Annotated in this window: 18 protein-coding genes; 4 read left to right on the top strand and 14 right to left on the bottom strand. The window is 55.3% G+C overall.

Translation table 11 applies throughout. From position 1 onward, the window contains the following. Position 1: 1 nt before the first annotated feature. Complete coding sequence (locus MKY86_RS10010) at positions 2–1,138, bottom strand: glycosyltransferase family 4 protein (protein WP_076078456.1); 1,137 nt, start codon at positions 1,136–1,138, stop codon at positions 2–4. A gap of 210 nt (positions 1,139–1,348) precedes the next feature. Between MKY86_RS10010 and MKY86_RS10005 the strand changes: the two genes are divergently transcribed. Then, positions 1,349–2,755, top strand: coding sequence for an RsmF rRNA methyltransferase first C-terminal domain-containing protein (locus MKY86_RS10005; RefSeq protein WP_076078454.1), 1,407 nt, complete (start codon positions 1,349–1,351; stop codon positions 2,753–2,755). A gap of 114 nt (positions 2,756–2,869) precedes the next feature. Further along, positions 2,870–2,959 (top strand): sporulation protein YjcZ, encoded by a 90-nt coding sequence (locus MKY86_RS10000; protein ID WP_143803672.1) that lies wholly within the window; start codon positions 2,870–2,872, stop codon positions 2,957–2,959. Positions 2,960–3,044: 85 nt separating this feature from the next. On the opposite strand, the gene MKY86_RS09995 is transcribed toward MKY86_RS10000, so the two are convergent. The 6 genes from MKY86_RS09995 to MKY86_RS09970 form a co-directional block, all read right to left on the bottom strand. Then, complete coding sequence (locus MKY86_RS09995) at positions 3,045–3,845, bottom strand: Cof-type HAD-IIB family hydrolase (protein WP_076078453.1); 801 nt, start codon at positions 3,843–3,845, stop codon at positions 3,045–3,047. 32 nt (positions 3,846–3,877) lie between these two features. Further along, positions 3,878–4,642, bottom strand: a complete 765-nt coding sequence (locus MKY86_RS09990; protein ID WP_076078451.1) for a pseudouridine synthase — start codon at positions 4,640–4,642, stop codon at positions 3,878–3,880. Positions 4,643–4,645: 3 nt separating this feature from the next. Then, positions 4,646–6,262, bottom strand: a complete 1,617-nt coding sequence (locus MKY86_RS09985) for an RsmB/NOP family class I SAM-dependent RNA methyltransferase (RefSeq protein ID WP_076078450.1) — start codon at positions 6,260–6,262, stop codon at positions 4,646–4,648. A 68-nt stretch (positions 6,263–6,330) separates the two neighbouring features. Continuing rightward, on the bottom strand, positions 6,331–6,795 hold the full coding sequence (locus tag MKY86_RS09980; RefSeq protein ID WP_076078448.1) for a DUF309 domain-containing protein: 465 nt from the start codon (positions 6,793–6,795) through the stop codon (positions 6,331–6,333). Then, positions 6,785–7,597, bottom strand: a complete 813-nt coding sequence (locus MKY86_RS09975) for a GTP pyrophosphokinase (protein ID WP_036725183.1) — start codon at positions 7,595–7,597, stop codon at positions 6,785–6,787. The genes MKY86_RS09980 and MKY86_RS09975 overlap by 11 nt, the downstream gene beginning before the upstream one ends. Before the next feature lie 27 nt (positions 7,598–7,624). Then, positions 7,625–8,719: a quinone-dependent dihydroorotate dehydrogenase gene (locus MKY86_RS09970; protein ID WP_076078446.1), complete on the bottom strand. Its 1,095-nt coding sequence runs from the start codon at positions 8,717–8,719 to the stop codon at positions 7,625–7,627. A gap of 341 nt (positions 8,720–9,060) precedes the next feature. Between MKY86_RS09970 and MKY86_RS09965 the strand changes: the two genes are divergently transcribed. Then, positions 9,061–9,198, top strand: a complete 138-nt coding sequence (locus MKY86_RS09965; protein ID WP_340826796.1) for a hypothetical protein — start codon at positions 9,061–9,063, stop codon at positions 9,196–9,198. On the opposite strand, the gene MKY86_RS09960 is transcribed toward MKY86_RS09965, so the two are convergent. From MKY86_RS09960 to MKY86_RS09950, 3 genes are all read right to left on the bottom strand, one after another. Next, positions 9,195–10,622, bottom strand: coding sequence for a L,D-transpeptidase family protein (locus MKY86_RS09960; protein ID WP_076078443.1), 1,428 nt, complete (start codon positions 10,620–10,622; stop codon positions 9,195–9,197). The genes MKY86_RS09965 and MKY86_RS09960 overlap by 4 nt on opposite strands. Positions 10,623–10,760: 138 nt before the next feature. Then, complete coding sequence (locus MKY86_RS09955) at positions 10,761–11,003, bottom strand: ferredoxin (RefSeq protein ID WP_076078441.1); 243 nt, start codon at positions 11,001–11,003, stop codon at positions 10,761–10,763. Positions 11,004–11,157: 154 nt separating this feature from the next. Beyond that, complete coding sequence (locus MKY86_RS09950) at positions 11,158–12,456, bottom strand: DNA polymerase IV (protein WP_076078440.1); 1,299 nt, start codon at positions 12,454–12,456, stop codon at positions 11,158–11,160. 195 nt (positions 12,457–12,651) lie between these two features. Between MKY86_RS09950 and cimA the strand changes: the two genes are divergently transcribed. Beyond that, the gene (cimA, locus tag MKY86_RS09945) at positions 12,652–14,271 is read left to right on the top strand and encodes a citramalate synthase (RefSeq protein WP_076078438.1); all 1,620 of its coding nucleotides are present in this window, start codon (positions 12,652–12,654) and stop codon (positions 14,269–14,271) included. A 95-nt stretch (positions 14,272–14,366) separates the two neighbouring features. Here cimA and MKY86_RS09940 read toward each other — a convergent pair whose 3' ends face one another. The 4 genes from MKY86_RS09940 to MKY86_RS09925 all read right to left on the bottom strand — a co-directional run bounded on the left by MKY86_RS09940 (position 14,367) and on the right by MKY86_RS09925 (position 18,557). Next, on the bottom strand, positions 14,367–14,927 hold the full coding sequence (locus MKY86_RS09940; protein ID WP_076078437.1) for a TlpA family protein disulfide reductase: 561 nt from the start codon (positions 14,925–14,927) through the stop codon (positions 14,367–14,369). A gap of 376 nt (positions 14,928–15,303) precedes the next feature. Next, the gene (locus tag MKY86_RS09935) at positions 15,304–16,053 is read right to left on the bottom strand and encodes an exonuclease domain-containing protein (RefSeq protein ID WP_036725197.1); all 750 of its coding nucleotides are present in this window, start codon (positions 16,051–16,053) and stop codon (positions 15,304–15,306) included. Beyond that, the gene (locus MKY86_RS09930) at positions 16,050–17,123 is read right to left on the bottom strand and encodes a DUF294 nucleotidyltransferase-like domain-containing protein (protein ID WP_076078518.1); all 1,074 of its coding nucleotides are present in this window, start codon (positions 17,121–17,123) and stop codon (positions 16,050–16,052) included. The genes MKY86_RS09935 and MKY86_RS09930 overlap by 4 nt, the downstream gene beginning before the upstream one ends. Before the next feature lie 39 nt (positions 17,124–17,162). Further along, positions 17,163–18,557 carry an ammonium transporter gene (locus tag MKY86_RS09925; protein WP_076078435.1) on the bottom strand — a complete coding sequence of 465 codons (1,395 nt, stop codon included), beginning with the start codon at positions 18,555–18,557 and terminating at the stop codon, positions 17,163–17,165. Positions 18,558–18,833: the final 276 nt, after the last annotated feature.

Genomic DNA, 18,833 nt, shown 5'->3' with positions numbered 1-18,833 from the left:
CTCACCCCTTCATTCCTGGCTGGAACTGCAGATAGGTTTTCTTCAGCTCATTGGCTACACGGGTCAGGGAGTAGAGGCTCTTTGCTTTATCCCAGGCCGAACGCGACAGCTCATAGCGGTAGCCGGGGTCCGTGATCACTTTTTCCAGGGCATCTGCCAGTCCCAGCTCATCATCCGGATTCACCAGCAGCCCGTTCACCCCGTCCTCAATCTGCTCGGGAATACCGCCCACATTCGTCCCGACCAGCGCCAGACAGCTCAGCGCAGCCTCGGCAAACACCGAACCGAACGCCTCCGCCCGCGAAGGCAATACGAAGATATCGAAGAACGGCATGAATTCCTCAGGATGCAGCGTATAGCCGTAAAAAATAGTCTCATTATAGATGCCCAGCTTCTGCGCAAGCTGCTCCAGCTCCGCCCGGCTCGGTCCGTCCCCGATGATATGCAGCACATATTCATGCCCCCGCTTCTTCAGCTCGGCACAGGCCTTGAACAGAATATCTATGCCTTTGGCCGGTACGAGACGGGTAACTGTGACCAGCTGCGGAATGTCATTCTCATGCGGGACAGGCTTGAACCGCTTCTCATCGAATCCGTTGGGAATGACTCCAATGCTGTCAGGCTGGTCAATATAAGGAGTCACATAATCGGCAAAAGCACGCGAAACCGTCATCAGCCGGTCACTCACCTGCTCCAGCTCCCGGTAAATCGCGACCAGGAACTGATGCTCAAGCCCCCCCTCGCGGATCAACCCGTTCAGAATCAATTCACGCTCATAGCTGGAGTGCAGCGTCTGAATCAAGGGAACATCAGGATAAATTCTCTTCATCGCCAGCCCTGCAATCGGATGATGGGCATGGATCAGATCATATTTTTTGCTCATGCGCAGCTTGGTCCACCAAATGTAATCCCGGTAGGTCTGAATGTATTTTTGCACAACCGGACTTTCGCCGTACACTGTCCAGTCGAAGGTCTCGAAGACGATGTCTTCGCGTCCCTTGCCCCGGATGCGCTTGGGCAGCCAGAACAAATCCATCTCCCAGCGGCTGGACCGGAAGCGTTCCTGGAGATAAGGGATCATAGAAGATACACCACCGGGCTGCTCCGGCGGGAAGAATAGCGCTTGCAGCAAGTTCATATAGGTACATCTCCCTTTACAATTGCCCTATTTACGGTGAAGCCCGGCAATTATGATATAGTTGTGTATATGTACAATTACAATTTCGGGTACTGCTGCAGGTATAGGTACGCTAAGGTTCCATATCTTAATTTTATCGGTATCCACGAGAAACAGCAACTAAGATGACAGCTTTACTTATCTTGAACTTGGACTAGAGGAGAGTGATTTATGAATGAAGAACGACTGCCTGCCGCTTACACCGCCAATATTAGAGAGATGCTGGGGGATTCGGCGGACGCTTTTCTGAAGAGCTATCTTGCTGCGCGGACCCAGGGTCTGCGGTTCAATACTTTAAAAAGCAGTACACCTTCCAGCCGCACCGCAGCGGAGCAGGCAATCCCGCAATTCGGCCTGTCACAGGTAACATGGTGTCCGTCAGGCTTCTATTACGAAGACCCCGCTCGCCCGGGGAGACATCCGTATCATACCGCCGGACTATATTATATTCAGGAGCCCTCCGCAATGTCCGCAGCCGAGCTGCTGAAGCCGCTTCCCGGAGAGATCGTTCTCGACCTCGCGGCCGCTCCCGGCGGCAAAACCACCCATATCGCCGCACTGATGCAAGGGGAAGGGCTGCTTATCTCCAATGAAATTCACCCGGAGCGGGCCAAAATCCTGGCCGAAAACGTCGAGCGGCTCGGTATAAGCAACACGCTGGTTACCTCCGCAGCCCCTAGTGATCTCTCCAAAAGATTCCCTGAGGTGTTCGACCGCATTATGCTGGACGCGCCTTGCTCCGGTGAAGGCATGTTCCGCAAAGACCCTGCGGCGATAGACGAATGGTCCCCGAAGCATGTGGAGATCTGTGTAGCCAGACAGTGGGATATTCTGCAGGATGCTTATCTGATGCTGAAGACTGGCGGCCATATGGTCTATTCGACCTGTACCTTCAACCGCCAGGAGAATGAGGAGACGATGGAGCGCTTCGTACAGACCTATCCCGATATGGAGCTGATCGTTACGAAGCGGCTGTGGCCGCATCTGGAGCGGGGCGAAGGGCATTTCGTGGCCCTGCTGCACAAGGCGGCTTCAGCAGACCCGGCGGATTCTGCTCCGCGCAAGAGCCGGGGCAAGCGCGGTGAACGCGGCAGTGACGGTCCGAAGACAAGTGCTACGCTTAGGGAGGCCTATCAACAGTTCATGAGCTGGGCGGCGGCAGAGCTGCCCGGATTCGCCGATCGCGGCGTCCCGCTTCTTTTCGGCGAATCCCTGTATCTGCTGCCTGAGGCATTCAATGAGCGGCTGCACACCGGGATACTGGACGGGCTCAAGGTGCCGCGTGCCGGACTGCATATTGCCCATCTTAAGAAAAACCGGATCGAGCCCGCCCACGCCCTGGCCATGACACTCCGGCCGGATCAGGCGGCGCGCAGCTATGATATGCCTGCGGACGGCACGGAGATCCAGGCCTGGCTGCGCGGCGAGAGTCTGCCGGTTCCGCCAAGCCTGCATGGCTGGACGCTGGTAACCGTAGACGGCTTGCCCGTAGGCTGGGGCAAAGCCAGCTCCGGCCAGCTCAAGAATCATTTGCCCAAGGGTCTGCGGATCAGGGCAGCCCATATTGACGAAGTTTAGGCTGCTGACCAGTTCACGAATCCTTCACAAGCATATGATGTCATTATCCCATGGAGGTCCGCCGGACTTAAGGCGGCAAGTGGGAACAGACATGAATCAAGGGAGGAATCAGACATGGGTGCAGGTGTAGGCTTCACTTCGACCGGTGCGATCTTGGTACTCTTCATATTGCTCGTAATCATTTCCCGTTCGTTGTTCGTCTAATTCCGCTATAAGCAGCACAGCACACGGACCTCAAGCAGCCCGCCCCCTTTAAGGGGGCAGGCTGCTTTTTCCGTTATTCGCATCATCAAGACAAACAATATTTTACCAGCGCATCGCGCACACCGTTCTCATTATTGGTGCCGGTGATCACATCTGCGGCTGCTTTAACCTCCACCGGAGAGTTATCCATCGCCACGCCCAGACCGGCATACGTCAGCATGGAGATATCATTATAATAGTTGCCGATCGACAGCACCTGCTCTTGCGGAATGCCAAGCTCAGCTGCCAGATGCTTCAGGGCATTGCCTTTGGAGGATTCCGGGTGCATGAGATCAACGAAGAACTCTCCGCTGCGCAGAATATTGTATTGCTCTCCCCAAGTAGCCCACTCCCGCTGCGCTTCATCCAGAATATCGGACTGTGTGAACACAGTGAATTTCACAATCGGTTCGCGGAACTCCTCCCAGGCTGGAAGGGATTCAGGCATAATCCGGAAATGCTCATACATAAAGTGGGCTTCCTTCGTCAGGTTCTCCACATTATCCACATACATCTCAAATGCCGTATTCACATCAAAATGGATATCACGCTCGCGGCAATAGGCGATATACGGGTCCAGCCCTCTGGCGTCCAGCCCGTACTGGTGCAGTACCTTACGGTCCTTGACACTCACCGTAGCCGCTCCGTTATGGCCCAGCACATACCCCGACAAGCCCATCTCCTCCATAAAAGGAATCGAATTCTGCGGACTGCGCCCTGTGCAGAGTACAATCTGCCCGCCCTGACGCGTGACCTCAGCAACCGCCGCTTTGTTCTCTTCGCTGAGCTGATGATCATCATTCAGCAGTGTTCCGTCTACATCCAGTGCAATCAGTTTGTATTTCATACCCCATCATCCTATCTCTGTATAGTATACCTCTATTCCGCAGCCCTGCCGCCGCGCAGCAGCTCCAGCTCACGGGCCGTGAGCTCCCGGCAAGCTCCCTCGGGCAGCGTCTCGTCCAGCTTCAATTCGCCCATCGACACCCGCTTCAGGAACACTACCTTCTTCCCGACAGCTACGAACATCCGCTTCACCTGATGGAATTTGCCTTCCGTAATGGTGAGTGAGATATACGACAGCACACGGCTGCCCCGTTCTCTGCTCAGAATGCTAAGCTGCGCGGGCAGGGTCACATAACCATCCTCAAGCGTAACACCCTCGGCAAAAGCAGCCACATCCGCCGCATCGACCTCACCCTCCACGGTGGCCTCGTAGGTCTTGGGGACATGCTTGCGCGGGGACAGCAGCTCATGTGCCAGCTTGCCGTCATTGGTAAGCAGCAGCAGACCCACGGTATCCTTATCCAGCCGCCCGACCGGGAAAGGCTCAAACAGCGCATGCTCCTGCTTCAGCAGGTCCAGAACCGTGCGGTCCCGTTTATCCTCGGTGGCGGATAACACGCCCGGGGGTTTATTCATCATCAGATAGATGAATTCCCGGTAGAGGACCGGCTCCCCGCCAACCTCTATGCGGTCCTGCTGCGGGTCTACATGGAACCCGCTGTCTTTGACGACAGCTCCATTTACTGTGATCAGGCCCTGCTTGGCCTGCTTGCGGATATCGCTGCGCGAGCCGATCCCCATGTGGGACAGCACCTTGTCAATCCGTTGCTTCTTATTTGCATTTCCTCCTGTAGCCATACTCTAAGTCCACCTCCAGCCTGCGGGATATTCGTTCTTCAGCAGCCCGTCCTGCCATTTGCCCCAGCCTGCGCTGAAGCCGTCGATGCAGACGAGGGTATAGCCTTTGTAAGCATGTCCTTCCTTAACGGACAGGCGCTCTGCGGGGATCGACAGGGTCTCCCCCTTCAGGTAGGACACCGCTTCCCCGCTGGCGCTGGATAGCGATACCGAGCGGCTGCATTCCTCAGGACGCAGTGCTGTAGCGAGCGGATGACCGGGAACAAATCTGCCGCTCTTGATCTGCCCCACATACCAGCCCGGCCGAACCGTCTTCAGACCGTCCAGCGCTTCACGCGGCAACGGGGAGAGATATAGATGATCGCCGAACCATATGGCATGTCCGGGCGGCTGTGTCCCCAGCAGCTCTTGAATAAAGTCCGCATAGACCGCGAACGCTAGCGCTTCCCCGCCAGTTCGCTGTGACTGCGGACCTGGACCCGTTCCGGCTCTACCAGAGCCGGAGCCGTGTCCAGATCCGCGTCCTCCCTTGCCGCCCCGGCCGTGATCTGCCCTGCCGGGAACTGCCTTACTGTGAAAGTCTGTTTTCGCAGCCGTGCTCCGGGGCGCGGCAGACAGACTTCTCTCTCTCTTATCATTTCGTGCTTTTACCTTCTCTAAAGTGTCTGTCACCGTAGCTCCATTCTCTGCTGCCCCGGCCTCAAATGCCTCGCTCGCAGGTCCGCCACTTCCGTCATGGCGCAATACAGCCATGAAATGCCCTTCCCCCTTGACCTTATGCGGCCACAGCCGCGCCGCACCCGGCAATGGGCCGAGTCCGGCAGCGAACGGGCCGGTTCCGCCTACGGGAACCAGCGAGAACTGCGGATGGCCAGCCAGGAATCCGGCCACCAGTTCCTCGTCCTCTTCCGGCGCGAAGGTGCACGTCGAGTAGACCATAGTTCCGCCCGGCTTCAGCGCCGTGGCTGCCGTCTGCAGAATCTCACGCTGCATCTCCGCATATTTGTCCGGGGTTCCCGGCTCCCACTGTCTAACCATATCCTCGTCCTTGCGGAACATACCTTCACCCGAACACGGCGCGTCAATCAGAATCCGGTCGAAGAAGCGGGGGAAGGCCGCCGCAATCCGCTCCGGGCGCTCATTCAGGACAATGCCGTTCCGTACCCCGTACAGCTCCAGATTCTTGGCGAGTGCCTTCGTCCGTTCAGGATGCAGGTCATTCGAGACCAGCAGGCCTTCGCCTTGCAGCTTGGCGGCAATCTGGGTAGATTTACCGCCCGGGGCTGCGCACAGATCGAGCACACGGTCCCCCGGCTGAACGTTCAGCAGTTCAACCGGGGCCATGGCACTCGGCTCCTGAATATAGTACAGCCCGGCATGATAATAGGGATGTTTGCCGGGTCTGGCTCCCTCTCCGGTATAGAAGCCCGAAGGGCACCAGGGAATCGGCTCCAGGGTGAAGGGGGAACGCCCCCGCAGCCCGTCCACCGTTATTTTCAGTGTATTGACACGGATTCCCCCGTAAGGTGACTGCTGATAGGTATCTGTAAATTGCTCATATTCCGGTCCCAGCAGCTCTTTCATACGCCGCGCGAAAGCTCCGGGCAGTTGTGCTGTCATGATGCCTTCCTCCCGCTCAAATAATCAGGAACACCCCTGCGGGTGCTCCTGTTGTAGCCTTACTATGGTCAAGCGCCATCCGGCCTGTTCCTCGGTCTGTCCGGCTGCTGCGGCCCGCGCCGCTGGGGCACCACAGGCTGAATGGACTCTGCCGCCAGCCTGACCTCTTCCTTCAGCACGGGGTCTACGATGCGGATGGTGAGATCATAATAATCAAAGGGCTGATCTTCGTAAGCTTCCAGACGGGCAACATACGCTCCCGCTTCCCGGACCAGCTTCTCCAGATCAATACCTAGCGTCACCGCCGGATATCTGCCCAGTACTTCATGAGACTGCTTCAGCAGAATCAAGCCCCCGCGCACATTGGCATTACGGAAATGGTACAGCCCCACTGCCACCTGCAGCAGAGCCTTGTATAACGGATCACGCTGCTTTTCCAGCCATAATTCCTCAAGCACCTCATGACATTCGAAATAATCCCTGTCCCGGTTGAAGTAGATGAGGTAGGCCAGATACAGCGGCTCATAAGCCATCCGGCTCGCTGCCCTTCTTGGCATTCGAGAGCAGCTCGCGCACATGGTCCAGCAGTTCCTTCATCGCATCCATATCCTGAGCCTGCCAGATCGCATTGAACCGTTCCTGGCTCTCAATCGCTTCATTCACAAGATGATAGAAATACAGCTGATGAATAGCCTTCAGCAGTTGGGTCGTCATGTTCGAGTTCTCCTCGAAGGTCTTCTGGGCCTCCAGAATCTCTTCCCGGATACTCGACATCTCGCTGTCCAGAATGGAAGCCGCTTCTGCTGCCGTCTTCAGGCGCACCCGCATTTCATCGGGCAGGCTCTCCCGGTATTTATAATTCAGCGAATGCTCAATGGTTGCCCAGAAGTTCATCGCCAGTGTACGGATTTGAATTTCAGCCAGTACAATCTTTTGACCCAGCGCAGTCTGTACCGGATAGCGGATGATCATATGGAAGCTGCGGTAGCCGCTTTCCTTATAGTTGGTAATGTAGTCCTTCTCATATAACACTTCAAGATCCTTGCGGGCACGGATGTATTCCGCCACTCTGCGGATATCCTCGACGAACTGGCACATAATGCGAATGCCGGCGATATCCTCGATGCCCGTTTCCAGATCCTCCATTTTTACATTTAACCGTTTGGCCTTCTCAAGTATGCTAGACAGCCGCTTCACACGGCCGGTAACGAATTCAATCGGCGTATATTCTTCCCTTTTCTTGAGTTCAGAGCGCATCGTCTTGAATTTAACCTTCAATTCCTCCACCGTTTGTTCATAAGGAAGCAGAAAAGTTCCCCAGTCCCTGACGTCCATCGCCTTGTCCTCCTGTCCATTCATCCTTCAGTGATGATCAGCGCCTACCGCATCAAGGAGCCTCTCGAAGCCGTCCCGCCGCAGCAGCTGCCGTAGTCCGGCATGCACTCTGCGATTAACCTCCGGCCCTTCATAGATGAGTGCTGTATAAATTTCGACCAGACTGGCGCCTGCCCGTATCTTATCGTAAGCATCCTGGGCTGTAAAAATCCCTCCCGACCCGATAATCGGCAGCTTGCCGCCCGTCTGGCTATAGATTCTGCGGATAATCTCTGTAGAACGTTCGCGCAGCGGCTGGCCGCTCAGCCCGCCCGTCTCACCGGCTTTGTCGCTCTGCAGCCCTTCACGGGAGAGGGTCGTATTGGTGGCAATGATACCGTCCATTCCGGCTTCCGTGATGGTATGTACCATATATTCCAGCTCAGCGTCACTGACATCGGGAGCAATCTTGACCAGCAGCCCCTTCGCGGCGCCCGTCTTCGCCCGCTGCAGCTCCATCTCTTCCTTAACCTCGCTAAGCAGGTTCGAGAGCTCGCTGCCATGCTGAAGACTCCGGAGATCCGGGGTATTCGGCGAGCTGATATTGACCACAAAAAAATCACCGTACGGATACAGCGTACGGATACACTTGCGGTAATCCTCATGTGCCAATTCATTCGGGGTGGCCTTGTTGCGTCCGATATTGACCGCCACCGGAATTCTGCGCTTCTTCAGCTTCTTGAGGCGTTCAGCCATGGCCTCCGCGCCTTCATTATTGAAGCCCATCCGGTTAATGAGCGCCTTGTCGGGCAGCAGCCGGAACAGCCGGGGACTGTCATTGCCGGGCTGGCCTACCGGAGTTACCGTGCCTACCTCCATAAATCCGAAGCCGATCGAAGAGAACCCTCCTACCGCTTCTGCATTCTTATCCAGTCCTGCCGCTAAGCCCACTGGGGTCGGGAAATGTACCCCGAACAGATCCACTGCAAGGTCAGCGGTCTCAGGAACCCCGTACATGAGGCGCATAGCCGCGCTCCCGCCGGGAACCAGATCTGCTTTATTCAGTCCGCCGATGACGAGATGATGCGCCGTCTCCGGGTCCATTTTAAAGAAAATCGGTTTACCAAAATGTCGATACAGCACCGTTCTCGCTCCTTTAAGGGAACCACAATTGACATAACGACTCCCGTATCTATAGGTTTCTTCTTAATTTTATCCGTTTCCGGGGGAAAAGAAAAGTTTTTTGCCGCAGCGATTGTCCCCGCCCTGCCGCACTTGCATAAAACCTTCCTTATGATACTCCAGCCGGTATTCCTCTGTATAGACCAAGACTTCGGCCAGCCAGTCCCTACCGTAAGAGATTGCAGCTAGACTTGTCTTTTCATCCAGACTAGAATAGAGGAGCGGGTACAAGTTCCATGCACCACCGCCAATCCTCACATGTAAGGGTTATCACAGAATAAGAGAGAAAGAAGGGTGACCAAATGTCAACGAAACGCAAACCTCCCACACTCCAGCAAAAAAAAGAAGAAGTCAACCGCAAAGCCATTCTGTGGATCAGCGCCAGCCTGGTACTGCTGATTGCTCTCATTGTCGTATTATTTCTCGTTACCGGGAACTAATGTAGCCAATGGTATACTTTATGGGGGTTGGTCTGATTACGGGGCGAATCCGAAGGGAATCGCTCCTCCGGAACGACCAGCTCCTCAGGCAGAACCCCTTGACTGATTTGAACCTTCGTGCCCATCGGCACCATGGCGAACAGCTCCTCCACATCCTTCCGGCTCATGCGGATACACCCCAGCGACTCATCCTTGCCGATGCTATCCGGCTCATTCGTCCCGTGAATCGCATAATTACTGTCCGAGAGCTGCATGCCGCGGCTGCCGAACTCCCCGTTATCGCGCCCGTTCGGGTTCACAACTTTATCCTTAATGAAGAACTCCCCTTCAGGGGTCTTATCTCCGCCGAGTCCTACGGCATAATTCCGTAAAATCACATTGCCGCTGGTGACCGCCAGACGGTGGTTTTGCTTATCTACAATAATAGCAAGCGGTTCTTTGAAAAAAAGCTTCTCCCCCGGCCCCGCCGTTGGAGCTCCGCCGCCCGTCTGCTCTTGCCCCGGAATACCTGCATCTTGGCCGCCGGACGGCTGCGGAGATGCTGAGAACAGCGGCGCCTCTCCCCGTGCGGCTCTGCGCAGAGGTGCGAAGGCTTCCTTCATCAGCGGGGTGATGCCGCCCAGCACGTTCGCCGGGAACGGCTTCACTAATTCCTGTACCGCTTCGGGATATGCTCCCTTGCTGCTCTTGTACGCACGCAGCGCACTCCAGAGCACAGCCAGCTCCTCCTGCTGCTTCTGCCAGCCCAGCCCCTGCTGCTTAAGCTCCGCCGAATCCGGCGGCTGGCATGCGCACGCTGCCGGATTATAGGACTGATAGACTATACGCCCTTCTCCGCTCTTGGCAAGAGTAGCCCCCAGCGGCAGCCCTTTCTTCCACAGCAGCCATTTGCCCGAGCGCTTCATACCGAGCAGTGCGGTGGCGGAAGGCGTCTTCGCCGACTTCAGGATGGCTGCCAGGCCCCCGCCCCCCGCAGCAGCGTCCGCCGCTACCGCCGTGAAATCCAGACTTGCCGGTTCTTGCGGACTTACCCGCGTCTCTTCTGCTGTCTCCGGCAGCACGGCTGAGATATTCGCGACCGGCGCAGATGCCCCCTTACTGTCCGGCAGAATTCCCGGTGCGACGGCAGCCGGAATAAGCATGAGCAGCAGCAGCATTAGAGCCAGCAGCACCCGGCGCTTCCTGAGCCTCGCAGTCTGCCGTTCCCGGGCCGATTCCAGCAGCCCTTCCTCATACTGCTGCAGCATATCCGCGGGCACCTTGCTGCGTTCAAATGCCTCATACACTTCCCCGGCCTGATTATAGCAGTAATTCGCTTTTCCATACTGCCCGTTCTTATAGTATTCCTTACCAAGCAAGTACCATGCCATCTTATTATCCGGATGCATCTGTACATAGGCTTTTAGATGCTGAGCATTCTTCATGTTGGCCTCCACTATTGGTGGTATATGGTTATGTATTCGTATGTACCTTCTATTGTATATCGGCAGTGGACGCAAAAAAAGACACCTCAAGCCGCATTTATCACGGTCCGGAGATGTCTTTATGAAGACGGCAGAAGCTTAGCCCTCTTTGTTGAAAGGCGAATCTGCAATCTTAATGGAATCTGTAGGGCATCCGTCAGCTGAATCCTGCAGGTCATCGAACAAGTCGTCTGGAATCACTACATTACCGTGGTTGCCGTCGTTCTCATAGATCACTTCTGCCAAACCTTCGTCATCATAATCAAAAATATCAGGGGCCGTCGCGCCACAAGCACCACAAGCGATGCATGTGTCCTTCTCGACCCAAGTGTACTTAGCCATTTTTTCTCTGCCTCCCGCTTAACTATACAGCCTGCAGTCGCAGCCTGTTATTTTTCTCATATTAATATAAATAGGATACAATTTCAATGAAATTTCAATGTGTTGACATTATTGCCTCATTCTCTGCGGGGCTCCAAGCCGCTGATGCCGGGCCTTAACTTAAGTCTATATCCTTGTCTGCGCCTCCCAGATTATCCTTCTGCAGCGAGGTTCCCCGCTCCTTATGGTTACGCAGCCGCGCCGAGTGGCTGTCGCTCAGCATGCCTGCGGTCAGCACCGCATTCTCGCCGAACTTGTTGCGCAGCATATCCATCGCCTTATTAAGCGACTCCTTCTTCGGCTGCCGTTCGTAGTCGAACAGATCCAGCTGAATAGCCGATTCCTCTTTGGGCATCAGCCCCTGGAGCGTTACCCCCAGCAGCCGCACCGGCTTGTCGCCCTTCCAGTGGCGCGCGAACTGGTCGCATGCCACCTTATAAATGTCCTCGGCGCTCTCGGTGGGAGCCTCAAGCTGGCGGGAGCGGGTGATCGTCTTCATATCCGGCGTGCGGATCGTCAGCTGTACCCCCGCTGCAACCAGCCCCTGCTTCCTCAGCCTCCGCGCAACCTGATCGCTCAGGTTCAGCAGAATCGGGCGTGCCTCAGCCAGGCCTACCACATCATGCGGCAGCGTGGTTGTATGGCCGATGGATTTGCTCTGCTCCCGCTCAGGATTGACGATCCCGTGATCAATCCCGTTCCCCGCCCGCTTCAGCCAGGCGCCCATGACGCCGAAATGGCCGACCAGCATCGCCTCATCCGCCGCCGCCAGCTGTCCGATGCTGTAGATGCCCAGCTTGCGCAGCTTCTCGGCCGTCTTGCCGCCAATGCCGAACATCTCATTGCACGGCTTGTCCCACAGCACGGACGGCACATCGCGCAGCCGCAGCACGGAGATGCCGCTGGGCTTCTTCAGATCGGAAGCGATCTTTGCCAGTAGCTTGTTGGGGGCAATCCCGATGGAGCAAGGCAGACCCAGCTCCTCCATAATCCGGCGCTGTAGCGCCTCGGCAATCTCCGGCGGCGTTCCGAATTGGCGGGAGCCGGTGATATCGAGATAGCATTCGTCTATGGAGACGGCTTCGAGCAGCGGAGTATAGCTGTAGGCAATCTGCATGAATGCATTGGAGTACTTGCGGTATAGATGGAAATCCGGCTTAATAAGCATTAAGGAAGGACAAATCCGCAGCGCCTTCTGCACCTGCATGCCCGTGGAGATGCCCAGCCTGCGCGCGGCGTAGGAGCAGGTGACGATAATTCCCCTTCTAGCCTCCACGCTGCCCGCCACTGCTGTCGCCTTGCCTTTATATTGCTCCGGATCTTCCGCCTCATGCACAGAACAGTAAAAGGCATTCATGTCCACATGCAGAATAACCCTGCCGCTTGCCGGATAAAATTGATCCACACTCTGCATGGCATCCACCTTCTTATCTTCGGGGTTCCATTGTTATTGTCAGCATACCTCTACCCCGGCGGGAGGTCAACTTGCCGGAGAGGCGCCTCGTGACAGCGGGGTGAAAAGTTCTTTGTTACTTTCCCGCGTAAAAATGCTATAATATAAAAATTAATTTCCTATGCGAAGGCTAATAACACTTTTAGGAGGACACTCATGTCTAAGTCTATCTCCATCTTCGATACTACCCTGCGCGACGGAACACAAGGCGAGGGGATCAGTCTGTCGGCGGATGACAAGCTGAAGATTGCCAGGAAACTCGACGATCTGGGTGTCCATTATATCGAAGGCGGCAATCCGGGAAGCAACAACAAGGACATCGAATTTTTCAAAAGAGTCCAGGAGCTTCATCTGAATGCCAAGATTACCGCATTCGGCAGCACCCGGCGCAAAAACACTGTAACTGAGCAGGACGAGGGGCTGCAGCGGATAATTAACGCTGGCGTTCCGGCGGCTACCCTGGTAGGAAAATCGTGGGATTTCCATGTTCATACTGCCCTGCAGACCACCCTGGAAGAGAACCTGGCCATGACCTTCGACTCCATCTCTTATTTGAAGCGTAAGGGGCTTGAGGTCATCTTCGATGCAGAGCATTTCTTCGACGGCTTCAAGAACAACCCTGAATACGCCGCCGCTGTTCTCACCCGTGCCCGCGAGGCCGGAGCAGACTGGCTGGTGATGTGCGATACGAACGGCGGCACCCTGCCGCAGGAGATTCATGATATTGTGACAAGCATCGGCTTGCTGCTCCCGGAAGCATCGCTCGGTATTCATACACACAACGATTGTGAGCTTGCGGTTGCCAACACCCTGAGCGCAATCGGTGCCGGTGCCCGGCAGGTTCAGGGGACCATTAACGGCTATGGCGAGCGCTGCGGCAATGCCAATCTGTGTTCCATCATTCCAACACTTCAGCTTAAGATGGGCTATCACTGCATCCCTGGCGATTCCCTGCCGCAGTTAACCAACACGGCCCGGTTCATCAGCGAGGTTGCCAATGTGAATATGCCGGTGAATCAGCCTTATGTCGGCACAGCCGCATTCGCCCACAAGGGCGGCATCCACGTATCTGCTATTTTGCGCGATTCACGGACGTACGAGCATATCGCCCCTGAGTTGGTCGGCAATAAGCAGCGTGTGCTGGTCTCCGAGCTTGCCGGACAGAGCAATGTGCTGTCCAAGGCGCAGGAGATGGGACTCAGCCTTGATCCAAGCAGCGAGCAGGCGCGCAAGGTGATTGACAAGATCAAGAATCTTGAACACCAGGGGTATCAGTTCGAAGGCGCGGATGCTTCGCTTGAATTGCTGCTCCGGGAAGCGACCGGCGAGATGAATGAGCTGTTCACCTTCGAGTCGTTCAAGATGCTGGTTGAGAAGACCGCCGGCCGCCCTGTCGTCTCCGAGGCCTTCGTCAAGCTGAAGGTCGGCGGCGAGAGCCTGTACACCGCCGCCGAAGGCAACGGACCGGTCAACGCGCTGGATAACGCACTGCGCAAGGCGCTGCAGACCTACTTCCCTCAGCTTAAGGATATGCACCTCTCCGACTATAAGGTACGTGTGCTGGATGAACAGGACCAGACTGCCGCGAAGGTGCGCGTGCTGATTGAATCCAAAGACTATAGCGACACCTGGAACACGGTAGGCGTGTCCAGCAATGTGATCGAAGCGAGCTGGGAGGCCCTGGTCGATTCTATGAGATATGCCCTTCTGGGACAGATCTCACTGGAGCAGGACATCCAGACCAGCAATGAACCGAGAGGTCTGGTCAATCACTGACCTCCTTGGCTTCGCTCTATGCACTCCAAAAAGCCCTCCGCTGCGGAACTTTCTCCGCGCAGGAGGGCTTTTCACTATGCGGCTGATCGCCGGTGCTAAGAGCCAGTCAGCGCAATAATCTTTTTCTCCAATTCCTCTGCGCTCAGGACCCCCAGAATAATCTCGCTGATGACTCCGTTCTTATCAATCAATACATTGGTCGGGAACACCGCCCCGTTATACTTGTCGAAGATCTGGCCCTTCAGATCATACATCACCGGAAAGGTCAGCATGTACTTCTTGACGAAGCGTTCCGCATTGGGCTTGTAATCCTGGCTGGTCACGTTAATTCCGTATACATCCAGCACCTTGCTGTATTTCATAGCCAGCTTATTCAACTCAGGAGCCTCCTGCCGGCAAGGATCGCACCAGGAGGCCCAGAAGTTAAGAATCACCGGCTTCTCCCTTGCCCCGTCGACGCCATATTGCTTATCCCCTTCCTGCACTGTAAAAGGAGGCGCCTTGAGTCCGGCAGATGCACCAGTCTCCGGTTCCGCCGTCTGCTGCAGGACCGCAACCGCCTTAGGCTCCGATTTCACTTTATGTTCTATGGCAAGAACGGCCAGAAAAACAATCAAGGCCAGAATCGTTATATTCCGTTTATGGACTGCTTTCATAGAGTTCAGATCCTTTACATGGAGGATTTTCCTCTATTGTACCCCCACTTGCTCCAGTTTCAAACGTAATTTACATAAAAAAGAGGATTCCGTCAAAGACGAAATCCCATGAAGAGAGAGGGGTAAAGCTGACAGCGGCCCAGGGAAGCCCCCGGCTGTTCAGACCGGACTCATCCGTACAGCAGAGGCTGGGGAAGCTTCTGCTGCCCGGCTGCCGCAGGAGACCTGCGGACAGCTGCTGGCGCTGCCGCAGCGGGTGGCATGTGTATTGGCCTAAGGCCGATACGCAACGTAGCGCCTGACCCGCCGCCTTCCTGATATACCTTAATTAGTCCCCGCTTTGCACTGCAATCCGGCTAGTCTTACACAATAACCCTCATGTCCTGCTTAGATAGGCATACAAGTCGCCTAACGTATCTACCTGATTCTTTTGTAAGATCTGGCGGATGTAAGCTACCCACAGCTTCGCCGTCATCTTGGCATCCTCCAGCGCATGATGGCGGCCCTCAATGGGAATCTCATGAACCGCCAGCAGCTCATCCAGCGTGTAATTGCTGCGGTGCGGCTCCAGCCAGCGGGCCAGCATCATCGTATCCAGCACCCGGTGGGTTAACTGGACCTTGGAGGTCTTCCATAGGGCGGCATTCAGGAACGCCTTATCATGGGCACTTCCGTGCGCCACCAGCACCCGCTGCCCGACGAAGGACATGAAGTTATGCAAGCCGTCCATCAGCGGCGGAGCAGAGGAGGTCATCTCTGCTGAGATTCCGGTCAGTCTCGTAATATTGTCCGGAATCGTTGCTCCGCAGTTCACCAGTGTATAGAAGCATTCCTCTGCCTTGATCTCTTCCCCGACCACCCGGATCGCCCCGATGGACATAATCTCATCCCCGCCCTGGTGGGAGAAGCCCGTAGTCTCCAGATCGAATATCACCGTCTCCAGTTCAGACAGCGGAGTATGCAGCACCTCGGGACGCCGTTTCTCGCGCATCAGAGAACGGATAAAGGCCATTTGCTGGGCTGTCTGCTGCGCCGATTCCCCGCCTCTCATGGAAGCGATGGCGGAGGGCATTCCGCCTTGCCGCAGATTATTCCAGAATCCTCCGCCCTTGCTCGGCTCCTTCATAGCTGTCTCCTTTCCGCTGACCGGAGCTGCCGCTGCAGCGCCTTATGCAGGCGTCTGATCAGCAGCAGGCTTTCCCGCAGCTCCGCCCGGAGCTGCTTATTCTTCAGATCATGCTCGGCATAATAATCGCTGCTCACGAGCAGACCATCCGTCACCGTAAACGGCGTGTTCACCCGCATCCTGAGCGCCGTCAGACAAGCGCGCCTGATCTCTTCCAGATGCTGATACTGCTCCAGCTTAGCCAGCTCATCAAGCCGCTTCAGTGTCGAAGATGCTTCGATTCCGTGCAGCAGCGACAAATGCCTGACAATATTGACAAGCGGAATGTAGAGGCCATATTTGACATCGAAGCCGCCGGCATTATCACCGAACCGTTCCGTGAGCACCTGCCCCAGCAGATTCAGCGTCGCTTTATGGCGCACCGTATTGCGCAGTACCGCCATCGTCAATTTGCTGTTATCTGTGAATCCGGCATGCAGGGCTTCCCGCCACTGCGCAGACAGTGCCTCACTTCCCGCTACATGACGCATATCCGAAGCTATAATCAGGTACCGGACAGGCTCCCATTCGAGTTGCTCCATCCAGTCAGCCAGCTGGCGCTTCCAGTCTGCCAGTGACTTCCGCCAGAGCGGCTCAGAGCACATGACCCTGCCCTCGCATTTCTCATAGCCAATCGCCTCAAGAATATCCGACAGCATGCTGCCAAAAGCTTCGAAATACCTTTTCCGCTCACCCTCCAGCGCTTCCTCTACAATTAAACCGTTATCCTGATCGCTCCACAGCGTAGCCTCCTGCCGGCCCGCACTGCCGAATACAATAAAGGAATAGGCGCAGGGAGGCAGGCCGTAGCCCGCCTCCTTCATCTGCGCCTCACATATGCGTACCGCCGTCCCGACAAGCTGGTCATGCATCGCATTGACCCGGTGCATCCATTCCTGAACGGGAATCACACTCAGCTGCTCCAGCAGCACTTGTTGACATGCGGTACGCCTCGCCTTAAGCTCCTCCGGCGAACCGGCTGTTACGATGGACAAGTAACTTTCTTCTTCGTTCCAATCCGCTGCCTCCATCGAAGCCACTCGGTCCGCCTCCCTGCCTGAGTATAAATATTAGTGTTTGAGGGTTTTGGATTCTGATTCACTAATCAGCTTCATTTGCTCAGGATAACCGTACGTACCATGCTCACTGATATCCAGACCCATCAATTCTTCTTCTTCCGTTACACGGATACCCATAACCATCTTCATTACATACAGGATGACGAAGGACATCACAGCCACGAACACGAAGGTTCCGACTACACCCAGTGCCTGCACGCCGAGCTGATGGAAGCCGCCGCCGTAGAACAGACCTGCTTTACCTACAAGTGCGCCTTGTTCAATCAGATCAGGTGCTGCGAAGAGGCCTGTAGACAACGCCCCCCACATACCGGCGATACCATGAACAGAGAAAGCATAGATCGGATCATCCAATCCTGCACGCTCCAGCCACTGCGAGGTCATGAAGGTGAAGGCACCGGCAATGAGACCGATAACGATGGCTGCCCAAGGCTCTACGAAGGCACAGGCACCAGTGATGGCAACCAGAGCTGCCAGTACGCCGTTAAGCATGGCCGGAATATCGGATTTGCCGAAGTACAGCCAGGAAGCTGCCAGTGCTGCCAGACCGCCTGCCGCCGCTGCAATGTTAGTAGTCAGCGCTACGTGTCCGAAGAATCCGCCCATAGGGGACAAGGCGCTGCCGGGGTTGAAGCCGAACCAGCCGAACCAGAGAATGATAACCCCAAGTACAGTGAAGACCTGGTTATGCCCCGGAATAATAACCGGCTTGCCTTCTTTGTTGAATTTGCCAAGACGGGGCTTGAGGAGAATGGTCGCCACTACAGCCGCCGTTGCACCTGTAAGATGGACTACTGTAGAGCCTGCATAATCCTGCATGCTCAGCTCTGCCAGCCAGCCGCCGCCCCATACCCAGTGAGCGACAACCGGATAAATTACAACCGAGAAGAGAATTCCGAAGATAATATATACGCTAAGCTTAGCACGTTCAGCCATACCGCCGGATACAATCGCCAGGGAGACTGCCGCAAACGCCATTTGGAACAGGAATTTCGTATTTAGTGTAACATCGGAGAAGGCCAGGGATTCAAATGCGGAGGCTGTAGAATCTCCGCCGTAGAAGAAGCCTGTAGTTCCGAAGAAGCTGTTGCCGTTACCGAAGCCAAGGCCAAAGCCCAGTGCCCAGAAGCACAAGCTGGCAATCGCCAGTGTCAGTACCGTCTTACCGGCCACGTGGCCGGCATTCTTCATCCGGACCGAACCCGCCTCAAGTAATGCGAATCCTGATTGCATGAAGAATACAAGGATAAATGCCAGGAACGTAAATGCAGTGTCGAGTCCAATCTGCAGATCCGGTGCTGCCGGACCCTCAGCCGCGAAGGCGCTGACCGGATAGATCATTAGTGTAATCATACCCAGGAACATCATCAACATCTTTTTTTTCATAGTGTACCCCACTCCCCAATGTTATATTTTCTAACAAAGCGTGAAACTCTTAATGTCATTATAATCAGAAGTCAGGTAAATTGACAAGACTATTTTTTTGAATGCTTTAATTTAATTTTGGAAGCTGCGCTTTTCTTCACTCAAGAACTATTCCCGAGCACGATTACCGGTAACCCGGCACAATTAGCGCGCTCTCTTACGTACCAATTATGCAAACGCATACAGTCAACAGAGCTTTTTCCTAAGTTTCATACTGTATTTTTATTAATGTCTATT

Source organism: Paenibacillus sp. FSL R7-0333 (genome assembly GCF_038000365.1).
GTDB classification, from domain to species: Bacteria; Bacillota; Bacilli; order Paenibacillales; family Paenibacillaceae; genus Paenibacillus_AQ; species Paenibacillus_AQ silagei.
This window is presented reverse-complemented; position numbering and strand designations above follow the sequence as displayed.